This is a genomic window from Streptomyces sp. NPDC046197, from assembly GCF_040646295.1.
Classification (GTDB): domain Bacteria; phylum Actinomycetota; class Actinomycetes; order Streptomycetales; family Streptomycetaceae; genus Streptomyces.
The window spans coordinates 41965-53492 of sequence record NZ_JBEYZY010000045.1 but is presented as its reverse complement, the minus strand read 5'-3'; the positions used below and the strand labels follow the sequence as shown (position 1 = coordinate 53492).

8 protein-coding genes are annotated in these 11528 nt (G+C 68.4%); 5 read left to right on the top strand and 3 right to left on the bottom strand.

Annotation, left to right across the window (positions count from 1 at the left end; genetic code table 11):
* Window positions 1-67 precede the first annotated feature (67 nt).
* The 3 genes from AB0A61_RS36370 (at window position 68) to AB0A61_RS36360 (ending at window position 2707) form a co-directional block, all read left to right on the top strand.
* The gene (locus AB0A61_RS36370; RefSeq protein ID WP_361302359.1) at window positions 68-1321 is read left to right on the top strand and encodes a transposase; all 1254 of its coding nucleotides are present in this window, start codon (window positions 68-70) and stop codon (window positions 1319-1321) included.
* Between the two features lie 45 nt (window positions 1322-1366).
* Window positions 1367-1783, top strand: a complete 417-nt coding sequence (locus AB0A61_RS36365) for a zinc-binding dehydrogenase (RefSeq protein ID WP_361302379.1) — start codon at window positions 1367-1369, stop codon at window positions 1781-1783.
* Window positions 1784-2029: 246 nt separating this feature from the next.
* A complete protein-coding gene (locus AB0A61_RS36360; RefSeq protein WP_361302356.1) occupies window positions 2030-2707 on the top strand; it encodes an HdeD family acid-resistance protein in 678 nt (225 codons plus the stop codon).
* A 195-nt stretch (window positions 2708-2902) separates the two neighbouring features.
* On the opposite strand, the gene mgtA is transcribed toward AB0A61_RS36360, so the two are convergent.
* A complete protein-coding gene (mgtA, locus tag AB0A61_RS36355; protein WP_361302353.1) occupies window positions 2903-5629 on the bottom strand; it encodes a magnesium-translocating P-type ATPase in 2727 nt (908 codons plus the stop codon).
* A gap of 216 nt (window positions 5630-5845) precedes the next feature.
* Window positions 5846-6838 (bottom strand): diacylglycerol kinase family protein, encoded by a 993-nt coding sequence (locus tag AB0A61_RS36350; protein ID WP_361302350.1) that lies wholly within the window; start codon window positions 6836-6838, stop codon window positions 5846-5848.
* A gap of 848 nt (window positions 6839-7686) precedes the next feature.
* Between AB0A61_RS36350 and AB0A61_RS36345 the strand changes: the two genes are divergently transcribed.
* Both AB0A61_RS36345 and AB0A61_RS36340 read left to right on the top strand, forming a co-directional pair.
* Entirely contained in the window at window positions 7687-8790 is a 1104-nt protein-coding gene (locus AB0A61_RS36345) for an AI-2E family transporter (RefSeq protein ID WP_361302347.1), read from the top strand.
* A gap of 254 nt (window positions 8791-9044) precedes the next feature.
* Window positions 9045-9880, top strand: a protein-coding gene (locus AB0A61_RS36340; protein WP_361302376.1) for an IS5 family transposase whose coding sequence is annotated in 2 segments (ribosomal slippage) — window positions 9045-9411 and window positions 9411-9880 — 837 coding nt in all. Because the reading frame shifts where the segments join, the coding sequence is not laid out codon by codon here.
* A gap of 64 nt (window positions 9881-9944) precedes the next feature.
* On the opposite strand, the gene AB0A61_RS36335 is transcribed toward AB0A61_RS36340, so the two are convergent.
* Window positions 9945-10349 (bottom strand): nuclear transport factor 2 family protein, encoded by a 405-nt coding sequence (locus tag AB0A61_RS36335; RefSeq protein WP_361302344.1) that lies wholly within the window; start codon window positions 10347-10349, stop codon window positions 9945-9947.
* Window positions 10350-11528 lie beyond the last annotated feature (1179 nt).

Sequence of the window (11528 nt, the reverse complement as noted above, 5' to 3'; positions counted from 1 at the left end):
CCACCCCCCAGGTCATCCGATCGACAGGGGGCAACAGTCATGCCGGGCCCGGAGGCCAGCGGCCCTCTTGCAGGACCGCGAAGAAGATAACGGGGTATCCATGCTGTCGGGCCGCAGGTATCGGCTTGATTTGACGGCCGAACAGGCGCAGATGTGTGAGGAGTTCGGCAGCGTCTGCCGGGCGGTGTGGAACACCGGACTTCACCAGCGCCGCGAGTACCGGCGACGCGGTGCGTGGATGAACTACGCGCCGCAGTGCGCCGAGCTGGCCGACGCCAAACGCGATCACCCGTGGTTGAAGGCCGCGCCGTCTCACGCGCTTCAGCAGACCCTGAAGGATCTGGACCGGGCGTGCCGGGAGCATGGCACGTTCAGGGTGCGGTGGCGGTCCAAAGCCCGTTGGTCGCCCTCGTTCAGGTTCCCTGACTCCAAACAAATCCAGGTGGAGCGTCTGGGCCGCAAGTGGGGCCGGGTGAAGCTGCCGAAGCTGGGATGGGTTCGCTTCCGGTGGTCGCGCCCGCTGGGCGGCGAGGTCCGCTCGGCCACGGTGTCCCGCAAGGGCGCCCACTGGTTCGTGTCGTTCCTGGTGGACGACCAGGCCGTCATGCCCGAGCGGCATGCGATGCCGGGCACGATCGTCGGGATCGACCGGGGCGTGAAGACGGCCGCGGTCACCTCGGACGGCGACTTCCACGACCGGCAGTTCATCACCGCCGGCGAAGCCGCACGCTACCGTCGGCTTCAGCAGCGCCTGACCCGCTCGAAGCGGGCAAGCGCCAACCGCCGTAAGACAATCACCGCACTGAACGCCATCATGGGCCAGGTCACGGACCGGCGCGGCGACTTCTGCGCGCAGACCGCCTCCCGGATCGTCGCGAAGAACGCCCTCGTCGTGCTGGAAGACCTGCGGATCAAGAACATGTCCGCCTCGGCGTCCGGAACCCTTGAAGCCCCCGGCTCCCGCGTGGCCCAGAAACGGGGCCTGAACCGGGCCATCCTCGACAAGGGATGGCACCGCCTCGAACTCGCCCTCACCAACGCGGCCCGGTACACGGGCACAACCGTGGTGAAAGTCCATCCCGCGTACACGTCGCAAAGGTGTTCTGCCTGCGGTTTCGTCTCGGAAGGGAACCGCGAAAGCCAAGCGGTCTTCCGGTGCAAAGCCGCAGGCTGCGGATACATCGCACACGCCGACGCCAATGCGGCCATCAACATCAAAAACGCGGGCGGGCAGCCCGTGTCAGCCTGTGGAGACCTCGCCGCCAGGCGGTCTGTGAAGCAGGAACCTGTAAGCCGGGCAACCGGCCGAACCCCCTCATAGGGGAATCCCCCTCGTTCACGAGGGGGAGGACGTCAAGCCGGCAAGCTGGAGACCGCCAAGCGCATGGGAGCCGACGAGGCACTGCTCTCGGGCGACGAGACGATCGCGCGCATCATGGACATCACGGCGCAGCAGGGCGCTCAGCTCGTGCTGGACATGGTCGGCATAGACCCGACGCTGCGGATGGCTGCACAGGTGGCCAGGACGCTCGGCCACCTGACCATCGTCGGCCTGGGCGGCGGAGCCCTGCCCGTCAACTTCTCCAGCCCGCCGCACGAGTGCTCGGTCGCCTCGCCCTACTGGGGCTCCCTCCCCGAACTCATGGAAGTGATCACCCTCGCCCAGCAGGACAAGATCAAGATGCTGGTCGAGCACTTCCCCTTGCAACGCGCCGGCGAGGCCTACCAGCTCCTGGACGAGGGCAAGATCCTAGGACGCGCTGTCATCACCCCCGAGGTGTGAGTCCGACGTGTCAACCCGAACGGGACAGCAGGACATGTGCCGTGGCCGCTGGCGCGGGGCGGCCCGGGGAACTCCCATCCTGAGCTCCCGCCGAGGGGCTGTCCGGATGAGTAGCCGGAGGAGCTTGTGCGTGGAATACCTCGTGCGCCACACCCCCGCCCTCTCCAGCGAGCAACATGAGGCTGATCGGGTGACGATAGAAATAGACGGATGTGACGACGCTGCTCCGAGAAGGAGGCAGGTGCCATGACAGCTCCTTCGCATTCCTCCGGCCCCGTTTCCCCACGCGGCACCGAGCCGCAAGAGGGCTCCCTGACCGAAGGCATGGCAGCACTGACGAACCTTGGTTGGCAGCTCCTGCTCACCATGGGCCTTGCCACCATCGCCCTGGGCGTCGTCGCGTTGGTGTGGCCCGGTGCCACGCTTCGCGTCGTCGGCGTGCTCTTCGGTGTCTACCTGCTGGCCACCGGTGTCTTCCAACTCGCCGCCGCCTTCGGCACCCACGTCCCCCGGCATCTTCGCGTACTGCACTTCATCACCGGCGCGGCCTCCATCCTGCTGGGACTGATCTGCTTCAGGGGCACCCTCGAGTCGATCTTTCTGCTCGCCCTGTGGATCGGCTTCAGCTGGCTCCTGCGGGGCACCCTGGAGACGGTTGCCGCAGCCTCCGATCAGACCATGCCGGCGCGCGGCTGGCACGTGGCCTTCGGCATCATCGGCACTATGGCCGGCATCGTGATGATCATCATGCCGTTCGCATCCATCGCGACACTCACACTGGTGGTGGGCGTCATGGCCATAGTTCTGGGCCTGACCGAGGTGGTCCGCGCCATCAGGACACGCGTCGAGATCGGCCATCTCGCCCGCGGCACGGCCACCCAGCGGCGCCCTCTGTTCCACGCGCGTGCGCACCCCCAGCACTGATCGGTCGGCGGGGGCGTTCTCGGGTATCGACTCATCAGGGCCGTACCCACGTTCCGCCCGGGTCAGGGGAGTGGAGAAGTCGTCCACGGTGTGACCACCGCGGCGGCAGCATCGGCGCTGCGCGGATCAGGGCCCGAGCGCGCTGGGCTTCCCTGCTCGGGCTGCTGGCTCAAGGGATCCCGCATGCCCGGCGGATCACGCGGATGGGGTCCGAGGAACGGGCGTGTGGGGAGACACGGTCGTGCCCGTGGGGTGTGGCCCCTTCACCGGCGGACGGCGGAGGGCTTGCCGGTGCGGCAGGCGGGTGACGGTGCTGAACCGTGCTGCGCGGCGGCGCAAATGCCGGTGGCCGGGAGCGGGTTCAGGGCGATCCCGTGGACCCGTGGTCCGGTAGAAGATCCGTTTGCCGAGCTCGACGAGGAGCAGGTAGACGACGACCATGGTGGCTACCGCGACGAAGAAGGCGGTCGGTAGGGGCTGGAAGCCGAGGACGTGGGCCAGGGGAGTGGCCGGCAGGGCGGCGCCGAGCGCGACGACTCCCAGCGCGGTCAGCGTCAGAGGCAGGCTGGGGCGACTGCGCCAGAACGGAATGCGGCGGGTGCGGATGGCGAAGATCACCAGGGTCTGCGTGGCGAGGGACTCCACGAACCAGCCGGTGTGGAACTGGGCAGCGTCGGCGTGGAAGACGCCCAGCATCACGGCGAACGTGACGAAGTCGAACAGCGAACTGATCGGCCCGAAACAGATCATGAACCGCCGGATGAAGGCAATGTCCCAGTGCGCGGGCCGCCGCACCTGCTCCTCGTCGACCTCGTCGGTGGGGATGGCGAGCTGACTGGTGTCGTACAACAGGTTGTTGAGCAGGATCTGGGACGGCAGCATCGGCAGGAAGGGCAGGAACAGCGAGGCTCCGGCCGCACTGAACATGTTGCCGAAATTGCTGGACGTGCCCATCAGGACGTACTTGATCGTGTTGGCGAAGATGCGTCGCCCCTCGGCGACCCCGTCCGCCAAAACCCCGAGGTCCTTCTCCAGCAGGATCACGTCGGCCGCGTCCTTGGCCACGTCGGTGGCCGAATCCACCGAGATGCCCACGTCGGCGGCGTGCAGCGCGAGCGCGTCGTTGACGCCGTCGCCGAGGAAGGCGACGTCGTCACCGGTCTTCCGCTGGATCCGCACGATGCGAGCCTTGTGCTCGGGGCTGACCCGGGCGAATACGGTGGTGTTGCGTATGGCTTCGGTGAGCCGCTCGTCGTCCATGGCGTCCAGGTCGGTCCCGGTCAGCACGGCGGCGTCGGTCAGCCCCAGGTCCTGGCAGACCTTGGCGGCGACCGTGGGGTTGTCCCCGGTGACGATCTTCGTCGTGATGCCGAGCGCGTCCAGCTGCCCCAGAGCCTCGGCCGCGTCGGGTTTGGGCGGGTCGCGGAAGACCAGTAGGCCGGCCAGGCGGAGGCCCCGCTCGTCGGCGGCACTGAGTGCGGTGGCCGGGTGGGCGGGCCGGGTCGCCACCGCGACCACCCGGTTCCCGGCGGCGAACTCCGCGTCCAGCGCCTCGCGGACCGGCTCGGGGACCTCCGCGCAGCGTTCCAGTACCGTCTCCGGAGCGCCCTTGGTGACGAGCAGGGTGTCACCGGCGGGATCGGTGACGGTGACGGAGACCATCCGCCGCTCATGGTCGAAGGGCAGGACGCCGGCCCGCTTCCAGCCGCTGAGCACCGGGCGCTGGGCGGCGGCGGCCGGTGAGTCCCACAGGGCGTCGTCGAGCGGGTTTCCGCCCACCGGCCGGCCTTGGCCGTCCACGTCCGATTCGGTGCACAGCAGTCCCCGGTGCAGCACTTCCTCCGCCGAGGTGCCGGTGACGGGTACGGCCCGCATGAAGTCGATGCGGCCCTGGGTGAGGGTTCCGGTCTTGTCGGTGAACAGCACATCGACGTCGCCGAGGTCCTCGATGCACACCAGCCGTTTGACCAGTACCTTGCGCCGGCTCATGCGCCGGGAGCCGGCGGCGAGGCTGGTGGAGACGACCGCGGGCAGCAGTTGCGGGGTGATGCCGACCGCGATGGCAAGGGAGAACAGCAGGGCGTCGATCAGCGGCTTGTGCAGTGCGACGTTGATGATGAAGATCGACGTGGTCAGTGCCCCGGCGACGTAGACCAGGAGCATGGAGAAGCGGCGCAGACCCACCTGGAACTCGGTCTCCAGCTGGTGTCCGCTCAGGCCGGCGGCGATCTTCCCGAACTCGGCTTCGGCACCGGTGGCGACCACGACACCGCGGCCGCTTCCACTGTGCACCACCGTGCCCATCAGGGCGCAGCCGGACAGGTCCGCGAGCGCCGTGCCGGCCGGCACGGCAGCGGTGTCCTTCGCGACCGGCAACGACTCGCCAGTCAGCACCGACTCGCTGCACTCGAGCCCGGCTGCCTGAAGCAGCCGTAGGTCCGCGGGCACGATGTCGCCGAGCCGCAGCTCGACCACATCACCCGGCACCAGGGTGGTGACCTCCACCTCCTGTGGTCGCCCGTCGCGCAGTACGACTGCGCGGTGCCGGATCTTCGCGTGCAGCGACTGGGCGGTCTTCTCCGCCCGGAACTCGTTGACGAAACCCAGGCCGACGGAGAGCGCGACGATCACCGCGATGATCACGGCGTCGCTGCGCTCCCCGACGAAGTACGACACGACGGCCGCGGCCAGCAGCAGGCCGAGCAGTGGGGACCGCAGCTGATGCCACAGCACCAGCCACGCCCGAGCTCGGTGGGAGTGGACGGCGTTCGGGCCCCAGCGCTTCAGCCGTCTTGCCGCCTCCTCCGACGACAGGCCGGCTTCCGGCATCTGGAGATCACGGAGCACCTGCGCGGTGGGCAGGGCGGCCGCCGAGACGGCACGCCCCGCGGCCACCGGCCTCGCCCCGACAGTGGTCACCATCAGCGCCCACCGCCCGGGCGTGTGCCCTCCCGCACAGGGAAACACACATGGCTGAATGAACGTTTGACAGTGCTGAGCGGACGGGAGAACGGGGCCGCGCCCGGATCATCTGGCAGTAGCCTCACCATCCCACCCTCCATCCTTCACCGGGCACACCCCCATGGGCCGTCGGGCCCTGTCTCCGGGACCTGCTGCCCACCATGCAGCGTGCTCCGGTCAGTCGGTGTGACGGCCATGAGACCGTCCGACGAGTGAGGCCGCCCGCTGGACGACGGCCCATCCCGGCGGCCGCCATCCGGTGGGCGCGACGCCCGGCCGATGGCGGGGAACCCATACCCGAAGCGTCCGGGGACTGATCCGGCACCGTACGGGAGTGCGCAGGGTGACGGCTTCGCCGTCCAGCCCGACGGGGACGACCGGGGGGTCGGCGTGGATGACGACGTCGTCGGGTGTCGCCAGACGGGTCAGTCCGTGCATCTGCCCGCTTCGCAGCCTGGCGGCTGTTTCGGCGGGCGTCTCCGCCCTGGCGGCCAGTACTCCCAGGAGTCCGGAGTCGAGCTGCGCACGCCTGTCGAGCCCGGCCGGGTCGTCGATCTGGTAGGGGTTGTTGCTCACCAGTACGGCGTCCGGCCGGTCCACGGTGAGCAGTCCTGCGTGTACCACCAGCTGCGGACCCTGGTGGCGGGCCAGGAATTCCGGGAGGATCCGTACCATCGTGCCGATCTTGTCCTCCCGGTAGGCGGGGTCCTGCACCAGGGCGGCGTACGCTCCGAACGACACGTTGTTGACGAATGCCCGCTCGCCTGCGTACCCGAGATCCACGCGCAGCTCGACAGCGTCCCTGAGGGCCTCCAGCGCGGCCGAAGGGTCCTCACGGTCCAGGCCGAGATCCATCGCGAAGTGGTTGCGGGTGCCCGCCGGAATGACCATGAACGGCAGGCCGCTCTCCGCGGCCACCTCGGCGACGAGTGCCTGCGTGCCGTCTCCACCGGCCACCCCGAGCAGATCCGCACCGTCGTCCACGGCGCGTCGCGCGACAGTCGCCAGGTCCTGGGGCAGGGAACGATCGATCAGGAAAACCTGCGCTCCGAACGCACGGGCGCGTTCCGCGATCCGGAACCGGCTCGCCTTCCCTCCCCCTGAATGCGGGTTCACGATCAGATAGGGCCGTCGCGCGCCGGTCGCCGGTCGCGACGCGTTCTCAGTCACGGCATGTACCGGCAAGCCGCACGCATCAGCCTGGCGCACATCACTGGCGACAGCAGGGCTGCCGCGATCACACCCGCAGCTGGCGGCGCCGTCCCCCACCGGGCCGACGCTCCGGCGACCCCACGTGTGGCCACCGCCACCATGACACTTCCTTCGACAGTTGCGGGCCTACGGCACCAGCTTGCAGCGGGGCCTGAGTACCCGCACCTGGGACGTAGGTGGTCGACCCGCCACCGTCGTTGATCCACCGTGCCATGGACGGGTCCCCGCAACGCGTCCACCGCCGCCGCCGGACCCCCGCCTCTCCCATCCTGCGTGCCCCGGGGTCGGACGGCCCACGGATCAGGAGGTGGATGAGCAACGGAGGCACGCTCACACAGAGGGTTCGCTACCGCTCCCACTGCACGGCATCAGCCACCAGGCCAGCGCCTGGGGTGATGAGCGGCAAGCCCTTGAAGTGCTCCGCGGCCTGCTCGGTCGAGACGTTCAGGTGCCGACCAACATGGGGACGATCTCCTACCGTGGTGCCGACTTCAGCCGCGGCGTACAGGTGAGAGCTCGGGGCCTTCTCCAGCGCCAACCGATCGAGGCGGCCAATGCGCAAGGCGTGACCGGCCTCCCAGCGATTGGTGTCAGCCGTCGTAGCCGGACACGGCCGCCTCGGTTGCGCTCCATGGGGGATGGGCGAGGCATCCGCTGGTTGTGTCCACCTACTCCCATGTCGGCTGGCGGCGACTTGACGCAGCCCGTGTCAGAGGCCGGCACGTGTGACAACGCAGCAAGATCACGTCCCTCCGAGCGATGAGGGCTCCTCGTTTCCCGAGACTGCGGCTGGGCACCCAGTGCCCATGGCGACGCGTCCGGTTCCGGTGCGAACCATCCTTGCCACCATCGGTCTGGTACTCGCCACCTACGTCGTACTCGAGTTGGTGGTGCAGGCTCGCCGGGTCTTGATCTGGGCGGTCATCGCGTTGTTCTTGGCCGTCTCCCTTCATCCGGCGGTGGAGGCGCTGCAGCGACGGGTGCCGCGGTGCCGACGGCCGGTTGCCACCTTGCTGGTCTTTCTGGCCGCGGCCGCGGCCGTTGGCGCGGTGGTCGCCCTGTTCGTCATCCCCCTGGCTCAGGAGGGAAGCCGGTTCGCCGGACGGCTGCCCGTGATGATCAGGGACGCCCGGGCCGGCCGCGGGCCAGTCGGTAACCTGCTGGAGCGGACCCATGCCCTGCGGTATGTCCAGCGGCATCAGGCGCAGATTCGCGCGTACGCCACCGGGCTGAGCAGGCCTGCCTTGAGGTTCATCCGCGGTGCTACGACCACCGTGACAGGCGCTCTCACCATTTTTGTCCTGGCCTATCTGATGGTGTTGGAGGGTCCCAAGGCCATAGATCGGTCCCTGGCGCTCGTGGACGAGGCGCCCGCGGCCCGCATACGCCGCGTCGGGGCCGCATGCGCCCGTACTGTCAACGGCTACCTGACCGGAAACTTGCTGATCAGCGTCATCTGCGGGCTCCTGACCTACGTGGTGCTGCTGGTTTCCGGAGTGCCGTTCGCCGGCCTGCTGGCCCTCTTCGTCGCCGTGACCGACCTCATTCCCTTGGTGGGGGCCACCATAGGGGCTGTCGTCGCCTCCTCAGTAGCGTTCGTTCATTCCTTGCCGGCCGGCATCGGAGCCATCGTCTTCTTCATCGTCTATCAGCAGGCCGAAAACCACCTCTTGCAACCGGTCATCCTGTCTCGAACGGTCAAACTCAACCCCCTCACCGTGCTGCTGGCCATCCTGATCGCCGCCGAAGTCGCCGGGATACTCGGTGCCCTGCTGGCGATTCCCGTCACCGGCATCATCCAAGTCGTCCTCGGTGACATCTGGGCTCACCGCGGCGGTCGGCGGTTGGGACTGCCGATGCGGCCAGACAACAGCCCCGCGAACGCCAACCGGTCCGACGCCGCCGAATGAGGGTCTGTCAAACGAACGGCCCTGTCTCGCTTTCGGTTTGCGCCGTGGAGAGCGGCACCGCCCAGGGCAAGGTCGTGATCGACATCGGCTGACACCCATCCGGACGATGACGGACCGAGCGAGGCAGGTCGCCGGACGTACATTCGTGCGCCGGGGGGCACAACGCTTCCCTTCGCTGCACGACCCGCCGCCAGCGGGCACTTAGAACTCCTAACGAAATGATCTTCAAGGTGGTTGGATCACTCCGGGACCTGATGATCCGGGGGTGGTGCAGGGTGGCTCGGCCAAAGCCGTGGGAAGTCGACGACGAGCTCTGGGCGGTGATTGAGCCGCTGCTGCCCAAGGTCGAACGTCGGATGCGGCACGCCGGCCGCAAGCGGCTTCCAGACCGTTTGGTGTTCCAGGGCATCCTGTTCGTCCTGCACACCGGGATCGCCTGGGAACACCTGCCGCAAGAACTCGGCTTCGGCTCGGGCATGACCTGCTGGCGCCGCCTGGCCGAATGGACCGAAGCCCACGTCTGGCCTCGGCTGCACGAGGTCCTCCTCGCCAAGCTCCGCACCGCGAATGCCTTGGACTTCTCCCGGGCTGCCGTCGACGGCTCCCACATCCGCGCGCTAAAGGGGGCCCCAAGACCGGACGAAGCCCCGTCGACCGGGGCAGGACAGGCAGCAAACACCACCTGATCACCGACGCGACTGGTATTCCGCTCGCCGTCACCCTGACCGGGGGCAATCGCAACGACGTCACTCAGCTCATCCCGCTCCTCCAAGCCGTGCCGCCCGTGCGTGGCAAGCGTGGTCGGCCCAAGCGTCGCCCAGACGTGGTGTTGGGTGACCGCGGCTACGACCACGACAAGTACCGCCGGCTGGTTTGGGACCTCGGCGTGAAGCCACTGATCGCCCGGCGCGGCACCGAGCACGGTTCCGGACTCGGCACTCAACGCTGGGTCGTGGAGCGTGCGTTCGCCCACCTGCACTGGTTCCGTCGCCTGCGGATCCGCTGGGAGATCCGCGACGACATCCACGAAGCATTCCTCACCCTCGCATGCGCGCTCATCTGCTGGAGGCGCTTGAAGCCCTCGCAATAGAAGTTCTTGGAACTTCAACAAAGTGACAGGCCCGTCACCCGGCCGACCCGAGCAAGGCCAAGAATCAGGCTCCGGCGATGGTCCGGCCCGGCATCCGTTCCGCGAGCGCGGCCCGCCAGGCCGGCGCGCCGAAGGGGTCGGCGAAGTACTGCGTCTCGTGCATCACATGTTGGTCAGCGAACTCCATGATGCTCACCGAGTACGAAGGCACACCGTCGTAGGTGATGAGGCATTCGCTCACCCACAGATTCGCATGGCCGGTGATCCGCTGGACGGTGAAGTGTCGGTCGGCCGGGTGCCCGCCGCGTTGCGCCGAGATCGCCGCTCGGCCCCGGAACCGCTCGCCTGACTGCGGGTAGTCCAGGATCGCGTCCGTGGCGTAGATGGCGTGCTCGGCTTCGGTGTCCCCGCGTTCCGAGGCCCGCCAATGCTCCTCGATAGCGGCCCTGGTCCGGGAGTCAGCATTCATGGCACCGCCCTTCCGTAGCGGTGACAGCCTAGGCGCTCCGGGCCACCGCCGACTGAGGGCAAGCCGGGCCTGGGCAGCCAGGTCCTCCCTTTGGCCGGATCGGAGGGCGGCAGCCGTCCACCGTGGCAACGGTGTCGAGTGACCGCCACCCGGCTCACCCCATCCCCGAGCCATTCTGTTAGGAGTTCTTACCCGAGCCGGACCGTTCAGCCGGCCGAGGCCCAGCGCTGGTCGTTTCCACCGTGCGCCTGCCGGTCGTGTTCAGTGCGGGGCGCCTCCAACGGGGCGTCTACTACCGCGCGGACGACGCCCCATGAAGGGAGTGACCACCGCGGTCCAGCTGTGCAGCCTCCTCAGCCGCGCGCCGACCGATTAGTAGGACTCCGTTAGGTCTGTCTCGATCTTGGCGTGTTGGGAGTCTTGCTGGGCAGGGGCTGTTGGCAGGTGGTGCAGATGCCGGTCCAGCACCTCACTCACCGCCTTCCACGGACCGGGCAAGCTGGGACTCGACAAGTACACGCATTGGTGCGCTGAGTCGACGCTGCCCATGTACCGTCGGCAGCCTCCGCGTTCGCGGACCGGAGCCCGGCCGTCCGCGCAGCCAGGGCAGGTCATCACCGGCTTCGGGAAGCCGAAGGTGATCGCACCTTGCGGCCTCGCGCGCCAATGCTTGTACGCTCTCATACCCCTCAGCACCCCGTACACGGGCCCAAGGGCTGCCCTTGGTCGGCCCTTTGACTTCGCTGCGAGGAGCAGGGACGCTAACGGTGTGGACAGCGATCCCCGCGAGCGGATGCGTGTGTGCAGCACCACCATGGGCGGCCGGACGATGGTGGCGGTGGTGGGTGAGGTGGACCATCTCACCGCAGGCCGACTGGGCGAGGAATTTGAAGCCGCTGTGATCAACGGCTCCCGGTCCATCGCGGCCGACTCGGTGGGCCGCTCAGTACGGCTTCTCAAGGTCCGCGTCCCCCGTAGTGCGGGCCGTTCCCCGGCCGGGCAGGTGGAATCCCCCGTCACCTGCCCGCTCGGCCCCCCAAGGCCCGTGCCTTCCCCTCAGCGGCGGGGTGGGTGAGCAGGTGGGACCGGGGTGTTCGCCGCCTGGTGTCCACCCAGGTGCTGGTCTCCGCCGCCGGTCCCGCGGAAGCCCACGCACAGCCCGAGGCCGCGCAAGCTGCT

Coding starts and splice junctions, on each gene's coding strand:
- AB0A61_RS36360 (WP_361302356.1), top strand. CDS start 2,030: ATGACAGCTCCTTCGCATTCCTCCGGCCCCGTTTCCCCACGCGGCACC.
- mgtA (WP_361302353.1), bottom strand. CDS start 5,629: ATGGTGACCACTGTCGGGGCGAGGCCGGTGGCCGCGGGGCGTGCCGTC.
- AB0A61_RS36345 (WP_361302347.1), top strand. CDS start 7,687: ATGGCGACGCGTCCGGTTCCGGTGCGAACCATCCTTGCCACCATCGGT.
- AB0A61_RS36335 (WP_361302344.1), bottom strand. CDS start 10,349: ATGAATGCTGACTCCCGGACCAGGGCCGCTATCGAGGAGCATTGGCGG.